Genomic DNA, 17,511 nt, shown 5'->3' on the forward strand with positions numbered 1-17,511 from the left:
GCCGAGCACGTCACCCGGCGAGTTTCTCCAGGATCGCCGTGCGGCGTTCCTGGTACTCCTTCAACGTCCGCAGCTTGACGTCCTCGTATCCCCGGACGACGTCGGGCAACTCCGCGAGCTCGAGAACCAGGTCACGCGTCGCGGCCGAGAGCGCGGTGGCCGCGGTGGCCATGGATCGGACGTAGTCGTCGATGAGGTTCCGTTCCTCACGGCGCACCCTGTCGTAGCCGAAGATGTCGAAGCGCGTGCCGCGCAGGGCACGCGCCGCGTGCAGGCCTCGGAGCACGGGCTTGGCCCACCAGGACTGGAGGCGGATCTTGTTCTTCAGTCCCACTGCCCGCAGGATCGGCGGGTGGAGCAGGATCGAGTACCTCGCTCCCTCGCCGAACTCGTCGTGGATCTGGCGCTGCAGGGCCGGATCCACGTGCAGCCGGGCGACCTCGTACTCGTCCTTGTAGGCCATCACCTTGAACAGGTGCCGCGCAAAGGCCTCCGTGATCGCCGTGCTGCCGGGAAGCGCGGACTCCTCGGTCTTCCGGACGTTCTCGACTTCGCTCGCGTACCGCTGCGCCCACGCGAGGTCCTGGTAGGCGATGAGCTCGTCGACGCGCCGTAGGACGACGGCACCCAGATCGCTGTCCGCCGGGACGTTCACGGTCGATGCCACCTCGCCGGTGCGGCGGTGTTGCATTGTGGCCTCCGCACGGCCGGCAGGCGCCTCACCGAGGGCGTGACGCCTGCCGAGCCGGAACGCCTTGATGTTCCGCTCGACCTCGACCCCGTTGAGGTCCAGCGCCCACTCGACGTCCTCCGGCGACAGGGGCAGGACACCCGCCTGCACGGCGACCCCCAGCAGGAAGATGTTGTCGTACTGGTCGCCGTTCAGGTTCGCACCCGCGATCGCCTGGTGGGTGTCCACGAACACGTTCTCGGGCCGCGGACCCGACCACTCGATCCGCGCGATCAGGTCCTGGCGCTCTGGGAAAGACGTCTTGGTGTCGGTCACCATCTGCACCGTGGGCGTGACCGAGGTCGACACGACCGCGTAGGTGCGTCCCGCGCCCATGACGGCGAGGTTCGCCTCGGCCGCCGCGACGAGGACGTCGCAGCCGAAGTAGAGGTCGCAGGCACCCGGCCCGATCTTGTTGGACCCCGCGATGTCCGAAGTGGACATCCGGATGTCCGACACCACCGCCCCGCCCTTCTGGGCCAGCCCGAGCTGGTCGAGTCCCATGACCTTCAGACCCGCACGGGAAGCGGCCGCCGCGAGCACCTGCGCCACGGTCACGACACCGGTACCGCCGACACCCATGATCCGCATCGAGAAGTCGTCGGCCTTCACGAGCTGCCGAGGCGCGGGCAACGTCGTGACCGGGACCGCGGCCGGCTTCGAGGCCTGCTTGTTCCCCTTGCCCGGGACGACCTCGACGAAGGACGGGCAGTCGCCCTTGAGGCAGGAGAAGTCGAGGTTGCACGAGGCCTGGTGGACCGCCGTCTTGCGGCCGAACTCCGTCTCCGTCGGCCGCACCGACAGACACCCCGACTTGTCACCGCAGTCCCCGCAGCCCTCGCAGACCCGCTCGTTGATGAGGATGCGGCGCTGCGGTGCCTCGACGAGACCGCGCTTGCGCTTGCGGCGCAGCTCCGTCGCGCACTTCTGCTCGTGGATCAGCACCGTCACACCGGGAACGCGGGACAGCTCCTCCTGCACCGGGATCATGTCGTCCCGGTGGCGGACAACGACCTTCGAGGAAAGCCGCCACCCGAACGCACGCCTGCTGCGCTTCGGGTCGTCACTGGTGACCACGATCCGTGCGACGCCCTCGGCCAGCAGCGCGGTCACGATCTGCGGAACCTCCATCTTCCCGACCGCCCGCTGACCCCCGGTCATCGCGACCGCGTCGTTGTAGAGAAGCTTGTAGGTGATGTGCGCTCCACTGGCGATCGCGGCGCGGATCGCGAGCGACCCCGAGTGGTGGAAGGTGCCGTCACCCAGGTTCTGGAACAGGTGGTCCCGCGTGACGAACGGGGCCATGCCGGTCCAGGCGGCGCCCTCACCGCCCATCTGGCTGTGCCCGATCGAGGACCCCACCCGGTCCTCCGGCAGGAACGCGATCATCGTGTGGCAGCCGATCCCGGCACCCACGAGCGACCCCTCCGGCACCTTGGTGGAGCTGTTGTGCGGACAGCCGGAGCAGAACGCGGGACGCCGAGGGAGGATCGGCAGCAGGGTCGGCACACGCCGTGCCGACCGCTGCCGGTCCAACCAGGCGATGACCGACGCCGGGCCGTCGTGCCGGCGGATGCGCGGCGCCAGACGGGCGGCGATGTAGTCGGCCGGCAGGTCGCCGTCGGCCCGGAAGAGCTCCCCGCCCGCTTCGTCCCGCTTGCCGTGGACGCGCGGCGCCGCCGGCCGTCCGTACAGCAGGTCCTTGAGGGCCAGTTCGATGAACGCCTTCTTCTCCTCGACCACCACGATCTCGGTCAGGCCGTCGCTGAACCGCTCGACGACGCCGGGCTCGAGCGGATGCACCATCCCGAGCTTGAGGACGCGGACACCGCTCTCGACGATGGTCGTGCCGGTGATGCCCATGTCCGTCAAGGCCTGCCGGACGTCGCGGTAGGTGGCGCCCGCGCACACGATCCCGATGGTGGCCGCCGGATCCCCGATGATCTGGTTGATGCCGTTCGCGGCGGCGTAGCGCCGGGCGAGCTCGATGCGCTGCCGGACCTGGGTCGCCTCCAGCCTCCCGAGAACGGGTTGCAGCAGGTCACCGGTGGGCTGATGGACGAACGCAGCGCCGTCGAACGTGGTGTCGGGCGCCACCGGCTCGACACGGGCGGAGCTCAGGCTGACCGTGCCGGCACCGTCGACGACGTTGGTCGCCAGCTTCATGGCGACCCACAACCCGCAGGCACGCGACAGGGCGATCCCGTGCAGCCCGAGGTCCAGGATGTCCTGCGGATCGGCGGGGGACAGGCACGGCATCCCCAGCTCCGCGATGGCGGGCTCGGAGCTGCTGGGAACCGTGGAGGACTTCGCCGTCGAGTCGTCGCCGACCAGGGCGAGCACCCCGCCGCGGGGGTGGGTCCCGCCGAGGTTGCTGTGCCGGATCGCGTCGGTGGCGCGGTCCAGTCCCGGCGCCTTGCCGTACCAGATGCCGACGACACCGTCGCCGATGAGATCGGGTGACGCCGACGCGAACTGCGACCCCTGGACCGCGTTCGCGGCCAGCTCCTCGTTGACCCCCGGTGTGAAGACGACGCGGTGCGCGTCCAGCCGTTTCCGTTGTCGCGCCAGCTGCTGGTCGAGGCCGGCGAGCGGCGATCCCTCGTAGCCCGAGACGAAGACGCCGACGTCGAGACCGTTCCGCAGATCCAGCCGGCGCTGGTCCATCGGCAGTCTGACCAGCGCCTGGATCCCCGACAGGTGAACCTCGCCGTCCACGAGGTCGAACCGGTCGTCGAGGGGGCTGCCGGTCGGCACGACCGATCCGGGAACAGTTGTTCGCGTCATCATCGATCCTCGTGTCAGCTGGGGGGAATCCCTATTGTTGGGGACATCGACCGCGGTACCAACTGGTGAAAACGAGGAAATACTTGTCCGGAGGACGACGTGTCCGGTGATTTCCACGAGTCGGCCTGGGAGCCGGTTCGCCGGGTCTGCCTCGCCCTGGCCGACGAGAGCACCGAGATAGCCGACACGGTCACCTGGTCCATCCGCACCACCCAGCCGGTCTACACCGTGGTCCCCGAGGACGAGCACCGCGCGGCGGTCGTGGTGCAGCTCAGGAACAAGCTGCGCGCGCTCGCCGAACGCCGCGCGCTGAGCCCGTCGGAGCTCGCGGCGGCGACCGACCTGGCCGCCAGGCGAGCCGTCGACGGGATCCCCATCGACGCCGTCATCGCCGCCTACCAGGCCGCGGACACCGTCATCTGGAAGATGGTCGTCGAGCGGTCCACACCGGAGGCGGTTCCCCTCCTGCCGCACATCGGCACGCTGCTGTTCGAGACGATCAGGGAGACCACGACGGCGATGGCCGGCGCGCACAGCAGGGTCGCGCGGGCCATCGACGGCGGCCGGATCACGCTCGCCCACCAGTTCCTGGAACGCCTCGAAGATCTCGAGCAGCGGTCGGCAGCCGCCGACATCGCCACCCGGCTGCAGTTCGACCCGGAAGGCGACTTCGCCGGTCTGGTCTGGCTTCCCGAGCACGACGTGGTCCACCCGGCGATGGCACTGCTGCCGCCCGACTCCACCGCCGACGTCGTGAGCCGGGTCGTCGCGGGCGGCCGGTTGGAGATCGTCGTGCCCGCGCAGCAGCTACCGGCCCTGACCGGACGAGGGCTGGCCGAAGGGCACCTCCAGGGCCGCTGGGGCATCGGCCTGGTCCGCCGGGGGATCGCGGGCGCCGGCGAAAGCCTCCGCGACGCCCGCATGGCCCTGGCGGCCACCTCGGCGTCGCATCCGGTGCGGACGTTCGAGCAGGACTGGCACGAGGCCGTCCTCCTGGCCGAACGCCCGCGCTACGGCGGGATCGTGGCAACGGCTGTGGAGACCGCCAGGGCTCATCCCCACCTCGCCGAGACCGTGCTGGCCTTCGCGGCCGCGAACATGTCCATCGCGGCGACCGTGCCGGCCGTCCACGTGCACGCCAACACCGTCACCTACCGCCTCGACCGGTGGTCCCAGCTCACCGGCCTGGACGCACGCTCGTTCGCCGGGCTGACCCACTCCGTCACCGCCTGTCTTCTGTCCGAAATGGACAGATAGGCGAGCTCGCCGAGCCGGTTTGCCAAGCCGGTCCGGCCCGCTCCGGCCACCGCGATAATGGCGGGATGTCGCTACCAGACGTCGAACGACGTGTCGCGGAACTGGACGAGATCCTGCGTCCGATCGCGCAACGCCCGGTAGACCTGAACGATCCGAACTGGGCGGCCGACCTCGCCACCCGGATGCCGCCGGCCCAGGAGGCCGGGGTCGACGCCGAGGCCGGAGCTGCCCTGGCGGACCTGCTCGACCACTACGAGCGGGGTGACGAACCGGCCCGTGCCGCCGTGCGCGCGATCTTCGACCGCTACCCGTCATTCCGCTGGGCGGCGACGCTGCCCTTCGACGAGACCGAGCCGCAGAGCTACCGCTTACGACTCGTCAAGGTCTCGGCCATCGACCAGGGGACCGACACCCGTGACGTGCTCCTGGGGTTGTGGGACCTGGCTGACCGGGCACGCGCCGCGGGCATCGACATCGTTCCCACCCTCGTCGAGGTGGCCGAGATGTCCAGCGACGTGGACCGCTACGGCATGGGCTCGACGCGCCAGATCCTGCTCGGGTTGGTCGAGCGGGCGAGGTGAGCTGAACGGGTGGGATCCCCTGAACCGGCTAACGACGTCGGCCACCGGGACGACTGCCGGTTGACACTCCGTCCGCCGACAGAGGGATGCCCGATGGAGCTGAAGGAACCGGTGGCCACGACCGCGAAAGTCGAGGCCACCAAGGCAAATCCAGGCAAGCAGCCGACCGCCGCGGAGACAGGGGAGCGCGAGGCGTTCCGTGCCGCGCTGCCGTCGAAGGCGGAGTTCACCAAGGCGGTGCTCGCCAACCTGGAGAAGGACCTCAAGGCCGCGCTCGCCGCAGACCCCGACCTGAAAGGCGTCAGCAAGGACGACTTGGCGGCGTGGGTGGCCGCCGATGTCGACGAGGCCTTCGCCGCGATGGCCAAGCCCGGTTGGAGCGAGGCATGACCGCCCTCATCCCGGCCGCGAGCCGCCTCGCAGTGCGCCGGGCCGTGCTCGACAGCGTGTGGCGCACCGCGCGCCGGCACCGGCCGATCGTGCTGATCCGCCAGCAGTTCCCGGTGATCCCTCCGTACGCGTTCGACGAGTTCCGGGCGTGGTTCAACGCCAGCAGGCCGATGGTGTTCGCCGGAGGCGTCACCACCTGGTTGTCGAGCTGGTTCGCGACCCCGGCCACGCCGGCCCCGGCCACCCCGGCGGGACCTGGCGGCGGACGGCACCGCGTCAACGCCAAGCACCTGCTGCCGCACGAGATCAAGCGGTTGCTGGACAACACGGCGGACTACGTGTGCCACCGCACCGACAACGAGGCGGCGGGCACGTGCCGTGAGCCGGTTTACGGCGTCACCGAGCAGCACCTCAAGAAGAACCCGATGGCGCCCGACGGCGTGTGGGCGATCATCGGTGTGAAGGGCTTCCGGGACTACGGCAGGTATCTCGTCATCTACCCCCGCTTCAGCGGGGTCCGCACATGGCGGCAGATGGATCCTCCGGCCGTTCTCTGCGAGGTCGCGCAGCTCGATCCGGACGACGCCATCGGCTGGTGCACGCAGGAGGACCTCGACGAGGCGCTGACCCTGTGATCCGCCCGAGCCGGCCTTCCGTGCCGAACGGGTAGGACCGCTCCCCGGGCCACCGAGACGTGGTTGCCGGCCGTCGGCGACGAGGATGTGGTGTCCTCGTCGCCGACGGCATCAGTGCGGTGACCACTCCTCACTGATCGGGCGGAACTTGCCCTCCTCGAGCGTGCGGCCGGTGAGCCGATGCGCTGCGACATCAGGTTCCACATCTTCGTGAGCACCCTCGCGGGCCGGCCTGTGCTGGCTCGGCTGGCGCAGCGCGTCGCGGAACAGGTCGACGGATCGGTTCTCGTCGAGTTCCAGGCTCCGCCTTCCGCGGACTTGCTGAGGGATCCCAGTCAGTGCGGGCTCGGGGTCGCGGAGAGGTTCGCTGATGACTGCCGGAGTGGGAACACGGTCTCCAGCACGTGGGTGAGGATGGCGGCGGAGTCTGCGGGCGGGGCGATCGTGTGCCGCAGGGCCAGCCCGATCCTCAGTGCGCCGAGCATGACGGCCGCTTGATCGAGGGGCATTGCGAGGTCGAGGTGCAGACGTCGGGCGTGCTCGGTGAGCAGGGTGACGAGTTCCTCGTCGTGACGCTGCTGGACGGCGGCGATCAGGGGTGCGGTGTCGGGTTGCTGTGCCGTCGCGGCGAGCACCTCCGCGGCCGCGGCGCTCCACTTCGCCGCGTCCTCGTCGGCCGGGTCGACGGGAGTGAGGGCTGCGATCAGGCTGTTGCGGTCGGTGGCGTGGGCGAGGACTTCGCGCAGGTGTCGCAGGTGGGTGTCCGCGTCGGCGTCGATGATCGCCAGCCACAGTCCTTCCTTGCCGCCGAAGTGCTTGTAGACGGCGCCACGGGTGTAGCCGGCGTCGGCTGCGATCGCCTCGACCGTCGCGCCGATGAAGCCGTGGCGAAGGAAGGCCCGTCGTCCGGCTTGCAGCAGGTGTTCGTGTGTGCGTCGCTGCTGCTCCGCGCGCGTCAGCCTGGCCAACGTCCACCATTCAGTATCGGAGCGTTTCTGGAAACGCGATGTTACTGTACGTTCAGGCGCATGGAGTTCTGGGGCGCTGCGGCGGCGTTGCTCAGCCTGCCGCTCTGCTTGGCGGGGTTTGTCTGGTTCGCCGTGCGTGCACGCCGTGGAGGCGGTGGCCAGTCGCTCATGTCGCCGTTCGAAGAGATCTGGGATCCGATCGCTCACAGGACGAACATCGAGATCCAGCGCGAGGCGAAGCGGAGTCCGCAGGCTCCGGCACCCGGCGACCCGCCGCTGGTGCTGCGGCCGCGTCTCGACGGTCCCGCCATCGGTCAGTGACGATCGTCCGCTCATCGGCAGGAGCGTGCTCGAGCGACATGATCAGCGACGGCCGTCGAATCCAGTACGTGCACTGTTCGACACGGTGATCATCCGAACCTTGGTCCTGCTCGCGCCGCTGATGTCACTCGGGCGCGTGAGCCTGCGGCTGTCACGCTCAGCCGCACGGTCAGGTCTGCGTCGACCGTCTGCCTGACCTACCCCGACGTGCTCATGGTGCGTGGGCGTCCGGCGCGTTCCCGGACGGGCGGGGCCTGGCCCGCCAGTCGGTGCCGCTGTTCCGCTACTTCTTCACCCCGGTGCTCAAGGCCGAGTACGGGAAGGCCGCCGCGGGTTACTGATTCGGCTGGTTCGCCGCGTACTCCGCCCGGTTCCACAGCGCGAAGTAGAGGACGTCGGTCCACCAGCTGAGGCCGATCGGGTTCTCGGTCCTGTCGTCCCGCGTGTTGTCGAAGTCGTCGGTCAGCACGAGCCCGTGGAACGCGTCCAGCGGCGGCGCCGACCGCTCGGCCGCTGCCGCGGCGAGCACGGCCCCGGCCGCCGCCGCGTCGTCGGGTAGCGCGTCGATGGCCGCGCCCGCCGCCCGGCACAGGTCGAGGTGGCCCTCGATGAGCGCCCGCAGTTCGTCCTCGCCGCTCTCGATCATGGTGTCGAGCTCGACGGTCTCGAGCAGGACGTAGCGGTCGCGGTGCGCGTCGAGGAACCGTTCCGCCTCGGCGAGCCCGGCGTGCAGGCCTTCGGCGTCGCTCACGGCGCGCACGGCGGCGGCGAACTTCGTCAGCCGCGCGAACCCGGCGTCGAACTCACCGCTGATGGCGTACAGCGTGGTCCTGCTCTCCGGGGGCTCGCCGTCGAAGCCGTCGGCGATCAGGGACGCGCACAGCCGGGGATCGCCGGACAGGAGCACCAGGAAGGAGAACGGGATGGCGTAGGGCCATTCCGACAACCCGGAGACCGTCTCCGGCCGGTCCTCATAGGACTCCGGCCGGTTGCTGGTGCTGTACAGGTACGAACGGTTCGCCATGACCGGATCCTATGACGGGGCTGGACCTGGCCGAGGCAGATGGTCCGTTCCGGTTGCGGTTAGACGCGGGCGTTCTCGTTTTTCCCCTGCCCAGCAGGACTTGACCCTTGAGACTGGCAGGCTTCATTGATCGAGTAGTTGGTACTCCACGGTGAACCTCACTGTGAACCGCCGTTCGATGACCCCAGCGCGCTCGGCAGCATGAGAGTGCGTTCATGCGCGACCGTCGCGCATGTCATTGAGGACGGCAAGTCAGTCGTGCCGGGCAGGAAAGCCTGAGATCATCGACTGGTGCGGAAATGGTTGAGGCGTCGGAGTGCTGATGAGGGTGCCGATGCGCGCCGGCGCCAGGTGCAAGCCGACCCCGTCCGCGACGAGCAGACGAGACAACGACTCCTCGCCGGCCGGCAAGGTCTGGTGACGAGTCTCGAAGCCCTGCTGTTCCGCCACGACCCGATCGGCATCAACTTCGAACACAACAGCGACGAGTACCGACTCGAAGCTGAGACGATCGCACTGCGCCTGCCCGAGGCGGCAACCGAACGCGACCTCGAACGTGTCATCCACGAGGAGTTCGTCCGCTGGTTCGACGCTGACACCGCCGGCCCTGCCGGCAACTACGCCCAGATCGCCCACGAAGCCTGGCCACTCTGGCTGACCTACCGCTGACGACGACGGGTGCTGGCTCCCATCATCACGATCATCGATGATGGTCGCTGTGGACTTGGTCTGGCTCGACGCGACCGAGCTGGCGCGCCTGATGGCTGTCGGCGAGGTGACCGCGGTCGAGGTGGTGCAGGCGCATCTGGACCGCATCGAGGCGCTGGGCGAGCGGGTCAACGCGTTCGTCACCGTGCTGGGCGAGCAGGCTCTCGCCGCCGCCGCTCGCCCGCGTACCGGGCCGCTGGGTGGTGTGCCGTTCACGATCAAGGACTCGTTCGACACCGAGGGTGTGCGGACCACTCGCGGATCGTCGCTGTTCGCCGATCATGTGCCGGAGGCCGACGCCACGGCCGTGGCGCGGCTGCGGGCTGCGGGCGGCATCCCGCTGGCGAAGACCAACCTGCCGGAGATGTCGTACTGGACCGAGACCGACAACCTGGTCGCCGGCCGGACACTCAACCCCTACGACCCCGAGCGCACCCCCGGCGGCTCCAGCGGTGGCGAGTCCGCGGCCATCGCGGCGGGTCTGTCGCCGCTCGGCCTGGGCAGTGATGTCGCGATCTCCGTGCGCGGACCGGCCCACGACACCGGCATCGCCTCGATCAAACCCACCCACGGCCGGGTGCCGTGCACCGGTCATTTCCCGCACGTGCTGCGGCGCTGGTGGCACACCGGCCCGATGGCGCGCAGCGTGCGCGACCTGCGCTTGGCGTTGTCCCTGGTGGAAGGCCCCGACGGGCTGGACCCCCACGTGGTCGCCCTGCCCGCCGCCGCCCGGCGGGGCGGGCCCGTCCGGATCGGCTGGACCACCGACGCGTTCGGCCCGATCGACCCCGAGGTGGCCGCGACGGTGGCCGCGGCGGCCACGGCCTTGTCCGGCCTCGGTTTCCCGGTCGAGCAGGTCGGCATCCCGTGGCTCGCCGAGCACGACTGCACGCGGATCTCGGCGACGCTGTTCACCGCCGAGATGCTGCCCTACTTGCGCGGCATCACGGCCGGTCGGGAGGCGGAGTTGCATCCGGTGATCGCGCGGATGCTCCAGGCACCCGACGTCACGATCGCCGACTACCTCGCCGCCGAGCGCGAGGTGGAACAGCTGAGGTCGGTGTTCACACACTGGTTCCAGGCCTACGACGTGCTCGTCTGCCCGGTGGTGACGATCCCGGCGCCGCCGCATGCGCAATCCGGCTACGTCGTCGACGGGGAGAAAGTGCCGGCCCGCAACGTCATGCGAGCGACGGTGCCGTTCAACCTCACCGGCCTGCCCGCCGTCTCGCTGCCGTTCGGGACGACCGCGGGCGGCCTGCCTGTCGGTGTCCAGCTCATCGGCACCTGGTGGGCCGACGACGACCTCCTCGCACTGGCCGAACGACTCGAGTCGGTCAGCCCGGTCCGCGACCGTCGCCCGCCACTCCAGCCCTGACGTGCCCTCGTGGCTGTCCGGCCACGCCCATCTCAGCTGTCACATGCCGGACTGAACAGGCGGCGTGTCGGTCCGGTCGCGGGTGAGTGCGGTGATGGCGTTCTGGAAGGTCGCGTGTGCGGGCACGGAGCCCGGTGACGCGAGCCAGATGATCGACATGCCGTTGATCACGGTGTTGTAGAGGTGCGCGAGGCCGTCGAGCTCCGGTCGGGGCAGGTGGGGGTGGATGTCACCGAGGATGCCGGTGAGGGCTTCGACGGTCTGGCGCAGTGCCGGCGTCATGGTCGCGGCGGGGTCTCCCGCGCGCACCAGGCGGGTGAGGTGCTCGAACGAGGTGAGCAGGTGCGTGCGCACGGCGGCGAAGCCGTCAGGCAGCCGGCCGCAGAAGTCGGCGAAGGTCTCGCCGGGACTGGTGTCGGGCGGTGTGGAGCGGAGGGTTTGGTCGATCCAGCTGCCCAGGGCGTCACCGATGGCCTCTGCGGCGGCGTGGGCGAGGAGCTCGTCCTTGGTGCGGAAGTGGTAGCCGATGGCGGCCAGGCTGACGCCCGCGAGAGAGGCGATGTCGCGTGCGGTCGTGTCCAGGCCGCGTTCCTGCAGGCAGACACGGGCGGCGCGCAGGAGGTCTTCTCGGTTGCCCACGGTGCACAGCATACCGAGAGGCTCGCACAACGTCTTGCACAACGTCTTGCACATTGTGCAAGACGTGGATTACGGTTGGATTCGTGAGCACACCACGCGTTCTGATCAGCGGAGCAGGCATTGCCGGCAACGCGCTGGGCGTCGCGCTGGGCCGCCGGGGCATCACCGCCACTGTGGTGGAGCGTGCCCCAGGCCCCCGCACCGGCGGCCACACGGTGGACCTGCGCGGCCACAGCCGACATGTGCTGCGCGACTGGAATCTCCTCGACGAGGTGACCGCGCTGCGAGTAGCCGAGGAACGCATGGTTGCCGTCGGCCACGACGGCAACGAGCTGTGGCGCATGCCGGCTCAGGACGGCGGCATCGTGGCCGACGTCGAGATCGGCCGCGAAGACCTGAACGCCGTCTTGGAGAAGGCATCGGCCGCGGACATTCGCTACGGCGAACATCTGGTGGCCACCGGCGCCACCGCCACCGGTGTGCGAACGGAGACCAGTCGCGGTCACCAACTCGACGCCGACGTCCTCGTCATCGCCGAGGGCACCCGCTCATCGCTGAGGGCCCGGCTGTTCCCCGAGGCGAAATCCTGTTACCTGGGCGGCTATCTGGCCCTCGTCGCACTGTCCTATCCGGAGGAGTTCGGAGGTGACATGCGCGTCTTCAGCGCCGGCGGCGGGGTCATGGTCGCCATCCGTCCCGGCCGCGTCCAGGGCATGGCCCTCGTCGCCGTCCGCGCACCACAAAGGCCTGAACTGACCAACGACACCGCCGCGCAACGCCGTTTCGTCGCCGAGCACATCACCCGGGCCGGTGTCGCGGACAAGTGGTACGTGCCGTCCGTGCTGGACCGGATCGCCCACGATCCCGGGTTCCACTGCGAAGAACTGACGAAGGTCGTCGCCCCGTCCTGGTCGACGGGCCGGACCGTCCTGCTGGGCGACACCGCGTGGTCCGGCTCCGCGCTGACCGGTCTCGGCACAGCGATGGCGATCATGGGTGCCGAAGCACTCGCCGATGCCATCGCTACCCAACCGGGAGATCTCGACAGTGCTCTGCACGCCTACGAGACCAAGATGCGTCGCTTCACGCGCTGGAGTCACGCCGATGCGTCCCCGTCGATGCTGAAACGCTGGGCACCTTCCACCGAGCGACAAGCCCGGATGAACGCCCTCGTCATGCGCACCGTGACCCGTACCCCGTTGCGGCGCATGCTCACGCGCGCTGTCAGACCACCGGCATGGACCGCTTGATCGTCATCAGCTCCACATCACCCGTATGGTTGCTCTGCCGTCTTGACCGAGAGTCGGCATGCCGTCAGGGTTCGGTGGTCCAGGCTGGTACTCGTCGCGGCCGGGCCGGCCTCCGGCCCACAGTTCCCCGGCCTCATCCTCCGACAACGAGAAGATCGTGGTCATCTGCGTGCGGAAGCTGCAGCGGTGTGGGTTCCTTGGTTCCCGGCGGTCAGGAGCTCAACACGGGCAACATCATCGGACCGCTTCTATGATTCTGCGGTGAGCGCGGCTCTTCTGACTATTCGCATCGCCGGTACCGAAGTGCACGTCGTCAGCGCGAGCGCATCGGGCATCGACCTGGCGGAGTCGCTCGGCCTGATCCGCCGCTTGGCCGCTCCGCCGTACGACGCGCCGTCCTGCGAGAAGGCCGACGATCTCGTCGCGCACCTCGAACCGCGCGCCGCGAAGCTGGTAGTCCGGTGACCGCTTTCCTGCTGCGTCGCCTGCATGCCGCGGGGCTGGACGACGTCACGGCGGTGGAGCCGGTCGAGGGCGGGCTCGCCGCGGTGGCCGGCATCGCCGTGCGGCGTGACGGCTCCCGGTTGTTCGTCAAGTCATTCGCCGAGGTGCCCGCACAGGACGTGTTCGCGGCCGAGGCGGAGGGACTGCACGCCCTGCGGGACCGCGGTGGGCTCGTCACGCCCGAGGTCGTCGCCGCGACGCCGGACCTGCTGGTGCTGTCGGTCCTGCGTGAACGACCGGCGGACGAGGCGTTCTGGGAACAGCTCGCCCACGCGCTCGCCCGGCTGCACACTTCCACGGTGCACGACCGGTTCGGGTGGGAGCGCGACAACTGGCTCGGCCGCTATCGGCAGGTGAACACGTGGACTGCCGACGGGCACGAGTTCTTCGCGCGCAACCGCCTGCTGCGCTGGTTGCCGGAGCGGCGGGTCCGGGCGGCGCTGGACGAACGGGACCGGCGGGCCCTGGAACGGCTCTGCGAGCGGTTGCCCGACCTGCTGCCGGCGAACCCGGCCTGTCTGACCCACGGCGACCTGTGGGCGAACAACGTCCTCGCCACCGCCGACGGCGGGCCCGCTGTCATCGACCCGGCCGTCTCCTACACCTGGGCCGAGGTCGACCTGGCCCACCTGTGGTGCTCGCCGCACCCGCCGGAAGCGAAACGGTTCTTCGCCACGTACGCGGAGCTGACCGGCCTCGACGACGACTGGCGCGCCCGGATGCCCCTGGTCCAGCTGCGCCAAAGCCTCGCCCTCATCGCCATGTTCGACCACGACTGGGGCGCGGCGGACCAGGTCCGCGCCATCCTCAGGCCGTTCCGGGCCGGGTGAACCTCGCCGGCGCGCTCCTTCCGCGGTCCCGAACTCGTTGGTGAAGCGGACCCGCAGCTGCCGGCCACCACCGCGCGCACGCGGCCCCGGAGTTGGGTGTGTGCGGGCGGGCGCGCGATGATCAGGCGATGGACGGAGGTGCGCGGCTACGCGTGTCGTTGCTCAGCGCGTTCGAGGTCTTGCACGGCGAGGACGTGCTCGCCGTGACGGGCGCCCGGTTGCAGGGCGTGCTCGTCCGGCTGGCGCTCGCCGGAGGCCGGCCGGTCGAGCCGGGTGTGCTGATCGACGCGATCTGGGGCGAGCAACCACCGGCCGGTCCCGCCGCCGCCCTGCAGACCCTCGTCACCCGCCTGCGTCGCGCACTCGGTCCTGCCGACATGACTGGCGACGTGGTCGTGCAGGTAGCAGGCGGATACCGGCTGGCGGTGGACGCGGCGGACGTCGACGCGTTGCGCTTCGAACAGCTCACCGCCGACGGCAGGGAGAGATTGCGGGCGGGCGATCCGGAAGGGGCGAGCACCGCGCTCGCCGAGGCCGTGACGGTGTGGCGCGACGATCCCGGTGCCGAGCCCGCGGTGATCGCCGCGGTCGCACCGGCCCATGCGACGCGGCTGGCGCAGCTGTCGGTCGAGGTGCTCGCAGACCTCGCGGAAGCCGAGGTGGCGTCGGGAAGGGCGGAATCTGCCATCGCCCGGCTGACCGGCCTGCTGGCCGAGCACGCGACCCACGAGCGGGCGGCCGCGCTGTTGATGGACGCGCTCGCTGCCGCCGGGCGTCAGGCCGAGGCGTTGTCCGTCTACGAGAAGACGCGGGTGGCCCTGGCCGACGAGTTCGGCGCGGACCCGGGATCCGCTCTGCGGGATCGCCACCTGCGCATGCTGCGTCCCGAAAAGCCTGTCGCGGTGCCGGAAACGCGTCCGGACCCGGCAAGGCGATCCGTCCCCCTGCCGGCATCGGTGACCAGCTTCGTCGGTCGCGACGACGACCTCGCCAGGGTCAGCGCCCTGCTCTCCGCCAGCCGCCTCGTCACCGTCCTCGGTCCCGGCGGGGCCGGCAAGACGAGGCTGGCGCTGGAGGCAGCCCGCCGGCATCGCGACGAGTACCGCGACGGCGCCTGGCTGTCCGATCTCGCGTCCGTCACCGAACCGGCGAAGGTCCCCGCGGCGGTGCTCGGCGGGATCGGGCTGCGGGGCGTCGCGGTGCTCGCCGCCCGCAGGCAGGTCGACGGTGACGACCTGGACGTTCTCGCCGGCGAGCTCGGCGGCGAGAACCTGTTGCTCGTCGACAACTGCGAGCACCTGATCGACGCGGTCGCGCACATGGTGACGGCGTTGCTGCTGCGGTGTCCCGGCCTGCGCGTGCTGGCCACCAGCCGCGAGCCCCTCGCGGTCGACGGCGAGGCGCTGGTCCCGTTGGGGCCACTGGAACTGCCCGACACCGGCGACGGCGTCGACGAGGCCCGCCGCACCGCCTCGGTCCGGTTGTTCTTCGACCGCGCGGCCGCCGTGCAGCCGGGCTTCGACATCGACGCCTCGACGTTGCCTCTGGTCAGAGACGTCGTTCGCGGTCTGGACGGCATTCCGCTCGCGCTGGAGCTCGCTGCGGCCCGGTTGCGGACGTTGTCGCTGCCGGATCTCGCAGCCGGTCTCTCCGACCGGTTCCGGCTGCTCACCACCGGAAGCCGCACGGCGCCGCCCAGGCACCGCACACTGCGCGCCGTCATCGCGTGGAGCTGGGAGCTGCTCACCGACCACGAACGCACCGTCGCGAAACGGATCTCCGTTCTGCCCGGCGGCGTCACGCCCGCTTCGGCCACCGCCGTCTGCGCCGGCACACCGGTGCCCGCCGCCGACGTCCCCGACCTGCTCGCAGCCCTGGTCGACCGGTCGCTGCTGGAGCTCGCACCCTCCTCCGGCCGCTACCGGATGCTGGAGACCATCCGCGAGTACGGCGCGGAACGCCTGACCGACACCGACGACCTCACCACGGCCCGCGACCTGGCCGCCGCGCACTTCACCGACCTGATGGCACGTCACGACCCCCGGTTGCGCGGCCGCGATCAGCTGGCGGCCATGGACGTGGTCGGCGCCGAGCACGACAACATCCTCGCCGCGCTACGCCACCTGTGCACCACCCACGACTCGCGCGGTGCGATCGCCCTGGTCCTGAACATGACCTGGTACTGGCAGATGTTCGGCAACCACCCGGACGGCGCCCACTGGCTGGGCGAGGCCCTGGCCGTGCCCGGCGGGGAGCCGACGCCCGAACGCGACTGCGTCCGAGCCATCCACCTGCTCAACCAGGTGAACGTCATGGCGGGAACCACCGCCGACCAGGACGAGATGCGCGAGCTGGCGCACCGCCTGCTCGCGCACCACGGACTGCCCGGCCACCACCGCGTGTACGGCCCCGTCCTGCTGGCGCTGCTGGAGGACGAGGCGGCGCCGGCGAGCTTCCGGATCCTGGCCGACGGCGACGACGCGTGGCTGTCCGCCCTGGCCCACATGTTCCTCGGCGAGAACGCCGACAACGAGGGCGAGCTCGACCGGACGCGAACCCACGTGGAGGCCTCCCTCGCCCGCTTCCGGCAAGCCGGTGACCGGTGGGGCCAGGCGGCCACGCTGCCGATGCGCGCCCAGTTCCGGCGCTACGACGACCTCGACGGAGCACTGGCCGACCTGCGCGAGGCCTGGACGCTCGCCGGCCAGTTCGGCACGCTCAGCCCCGGCGACCAGCTCTACCGCGATCTCCAGTGGATCGACCTGCACCTGCGGCGCGGCGACACCGGTCAGGCGCTGGGGACGCTCCACTCCGCCCGTGAGCGGGCACGGCAGGCGTCCTCGGCGGAGATGCAGGTGCTCATCGACGCCAGGGAAGCCGACGTCCAGGTGCGGCTCGGTGACCTCGGCCGAGCCGCCGCCCTGCTCGACCGGAGCGACCGGCGGCTGCTCGACGGCACCGTCTTCCCCGCGGACCGCACCCGGATCCTGATCGGCACCGCGCGGGCCGCGCTGTGCCTCGCGCAGGGAGACCTGCCCGGAGCCGATGTGGCGCTGCGGCAGGCACACGCGTCCGCTGTCTCGACAGGGGAGATGCCGGTGCTGTCGTCCGTGGCGGTGAAAGCGGCCGCCCTGGCCGCGGCGCACGGACAGGACGACCGGTCAGCCGTCCTGCTCGGGATCGCGGCCAGGCTGCGCGGTGCTCACGACGCCACCGACCCGGAGGTCCGCGAACTGATCCGCGGAGCACGGGACACGCTGGGGGAGAAGGAGTTCGACGACGCCTACGCGCAGGGGTGGGACCTGGACACGATAAGCGCCGCGGCGGCGGTCAGCTGGGCACCTCGTCAGCCCACCGGTGCCAGTCGCACGGCCTTCCAGGGAGGATCTTCGAGCGCCCGGTCGTGATGTTCCAACCGGACCAGCGCGTGTCAGCGCGATGTCGGTGCCGTGTCAGGGGTCCCTTCCATCCTTCGCAGGTCACATCGCCACTGGCGAGCCGCTGATCAG

15 protein-coding genes are annotated in these 17,511 nt (G+C 70.3%); 11 read left to right on the forward strand and 4 right to left on the reverse strand.

The annotated features are described in order from the left end of the window. Positions 1–10 precede the first annotated feature (10 nt). Complete coding sequence (locus ACFWV3_RS20390; RefSeq protein ID WP_382412955.1) at positions 11–3,520, reverse strand: indolepyruvate ferredoxin oxidoreductase family protein; 3,510 nt, start codon at positions 3,518–3,520, stop codon at positions 11–13. 96 nt (positions 3,521–3,616) lie between these two features. On the opposite strand from ACFWV3_RS20390, the gene ACFWV3_RS20395 reads away from it, so the two are divergent. From ACFWV3_RS20395 to ACFWV3_RS20410, 4 genes are all read left to right on the forward strand, one after another. Then, positions 3,617–4,774: a PucR family transcriptional regulator gene (locus ACFWV3_RS20395; RefSeq protein ID WP_382412956.1), complete on the forward strand. Its 1,158-nt coding sequence runs from the start codon at positions 3,617–3,619 to the stop codon at positions 4,772–4,774. Between the two features lie 65 nt (positions 4,775–4,839). After that, positions 4,840–5,355, forward strand: coding sequence for a hypothetical protein (locus tag ACFWV3_RS20400; protein ID WP_382412957.1), 516 nt, complete (start codon positions 4,840–4,842; stop codon positions 5,353–5,355). A 93-nt stretch (positions 5,356–5,448) separates the two neighbouring features. Further along, positions 5,449–5,745, forward strand: coding sequence for a hypothetical protein (locus ACFWV3_RS20405; protein ID WP_382412958.1), 297 nt, complete (start codon positions 5,449–5,451; stop codon positions 5,743–5,745). Further along, positions 5,742–6,380: a hypothetical protein gene (locus tag ACFWV3_RS20410; protein WP_382412959.1), complete on the forward strand. Its 639-nt coding sequence runs from the start codon at positions 5,742–5,744 to the stop codon at positions 6,378–6,380. The genes ACFWV3_RS20405 and ACFWV3_RS20410 overlap by 4 nt, the downstream gene beginning before the upstream one ends. A gap of 335 nt (positions 6,381–6,715) precedes the next feature. On the opposite strand, the gene ACFWV3_RS20415 is transcribed toward ACFWV3_RS20410, so the two are convergent. After that, positions 6,716–7,348, reverse strand: coding sequence for a TetR/AcrR family transcriptional regulator (locus tag ACFWV3_RS20415; RefSeq protein ID WP_382412960.1), 633 nt, complete (start codon positions 7,346–7,348; stop codon positions 6,716–6,718). Positions 7,349–7,408: 60 nt separating this feature from the next. Here ACFWV3_RS20415 and ACFWV3_RS20420 point away from each other — a divergent pair, with 60 nt between their 5' ends. Continuing rightward, positions 7,409–7,669 carry a hypothetical protein gene (locus ACFWV3_RS20420; RefSeq protein WP_382412961.1) on the forward strand — a complete coding sequence of 87 codons (261 nt, stop codon included), beginning with the start codon at positions 7,409–7,411 and terminating at the stop codon, positions 7,667–7,669. A gap of 334 nt (positions 7,670–8,003) precedes the next feature. Here the strand turns inward: ACFWV3_RS20420 and ACFWV3_RS20425 are convergent, their stop codons facing one another. Then, entirely contained in the window at positions 8,004–8,693 is a 690-nt protein-coding gene (locus ACFWV3_RS20425; protein ID WP_382412962.1) for a hypothetical protein, read from the reverse strand. A 417-nt stretch (positions 8,694–9,110) separates the two neighbouring features. Between ACFWV3_RS20425 and ACFWV3_RS20430 the strand changes: the two genes are divergently transcribed. Both ACFWV3_RS20430 and ACFWV3_RS20435 read left to right on the forward strand, forming a co-directional pair. Then, entirely contained in the window at positions 9,111–9,362 is a 252-nt protein-coding gene (locus tag ACFWV3_RS20430; RefSeq protein WP_382412963.1) for a hypothetical protein, read from the forward strand. Between the two features lie 40 nt (positions 9,363–9,402). Next, positions 9,403–10,779: an amidase gene (locus tag ACFWV3_RS20435; protein WP_382413095.1), complete on the forward strand. Its 1,377-nt coding sequence runs from the start codon at positions 9,403–9,405 to the stop codon at positions 10,777–10,779. A gap of 39 nt (positions 10,780–10,818) precedes the next feature. Here ACFWV3_RS20435 and ACFWV3_RS20440 read toward each other — a convergent pair whose 3' ends face one another. Next, a complete protein-coding gene (locus tag ACFWV3_RS20440; protein ID WP_382412964.1) occupies positions 10,819–11,418 on the reverse strand; it encodes a TetR family transcriptional regulator in 600 nt (199 codons plus the stop codon). A gap of 83 nt (positions 11,419–11,501) precedes the next feature. Between ACFWV3_RS20440 and ACFWV3_RS20445 the strand changes: the two genes are divergently transcribed. The 4 genes from ACFWV3_RS20445 (at position 11,502) to ACFWV3_RS20460 (ending at position 17,409) form a co-directional block, all read left to right on the forward strand. Further along, entirely contained in the window at positions 11,502–12,668 is a 1,167-nt protein-coding gene (locus ACFWV3_RS20445; RefSeq protein ID WP_382412965.1) for an FAD-dependent oxidoreductase, read from the forward strand. A 261-nt stretch (positions 12,669–12,929) separates the two neighbouring features. Then, positions 12,930–13,133, forward strand: a complete 204-nt coding sequence (locus tag ACFWV3_RS20450) for a hypothetical protein (protein WP_382412966.1) — start codon at positions 12,930–12,932, stop codon at positions 13,131–13,133. Further along, positions 13,130–14,002, forward strand: a complete 873-nt coding sequence (locus ACFWV3_RS20455; RefSeq protein WP_382412967.1) for a fructosamine kinase family protein — start codon at positions 13,130–13,132, stop codon at positions 14,000–14,002. Before ACFWV3_RS20450 ends, ACFWV3_RS20455 begins: the two co-directional genes overlap by 4 nt. Positions 14,003–14,130: 128 nt before the next feature. Then, entirely contained in the window at positions 14,131–17,409 is a 3,279-nt protein-coding gene (locus ACFWV3_RS20460) for a BTAD domain-containing putative transcriptional regulator (protein ID WP_382412968.1), read from the forward strand. The last annotated feature ends 102 nt before the right edge of the window (positions 17,410–17,511 follow it).

Source organism: Lentzea sp. NPDC059081, assembly GCF_042738015.1.
In the GTDB taxonomy this organism is placed as follows: Bacteria; Actinomycetota; Actinomycetes; order Mycobacteriales; family Pseudonocardiaceae; genus Lentzea.

Coding starts and splice junctions, on each gene's coding strand:
- ACFWV3_RS20435 (WP_382413095.1), top strand. CDS start 9,403: ATGGTCGCTGTGGACTTGGTCTGGCTCGACGCGACCGAGCTGGCGCGC.
- ACFWV3_RS20425 (WP_382412962.1), bottom strand. CDS start 8,693: ATGGCGAACCGTTCGTACCTGTACAGCACCAGCAACCGGCCGGAGTCC.
- ACFWV3_RS20460 (WP_382412968.1), top strand. CDS start 14,131: ATGGACGGAGGTGCGCGGCTACGCGTGTCGTTGCTCAGCGCGTTCGAG.
- ACFWV3_RS20420 (WP_382412961.1), top strand. CDS start 7,409: ATGGAGTTCTGGGGCGCTGCGGCGGCGTTGCTCAGCCTGCCGCTCTGC.
- ACFWV3_RS20390 (WP_382412955.1), bottom strand. CDS start 3,520: ATGATGACGCGAACAACTGTTCCCGGATCGGTCGTGCCGACCGGCAGC.
- ACFWV3_RS20405 (WP_382412958.1), top strand. CDS start 5,449: ATGGAGCTGAAGGAACCGGTGGCCACGACCGCGAAAGTCGAGGCCACC.
- ACFWV3_RS20410 (WP_382412959.1), top strand. CDS start 5,742: ATGACCGCCCTCATCCCGGCCGCGAGCCGCCTCGCAGTGCGCCGGGCC.
- ACFWV3_RS20400 (WP_382412957.1), top strand. CDS start 4,840: ATGTCGCTACCAGACGTCGAACGACGTGTCGCGGAACTGGACGAGATC.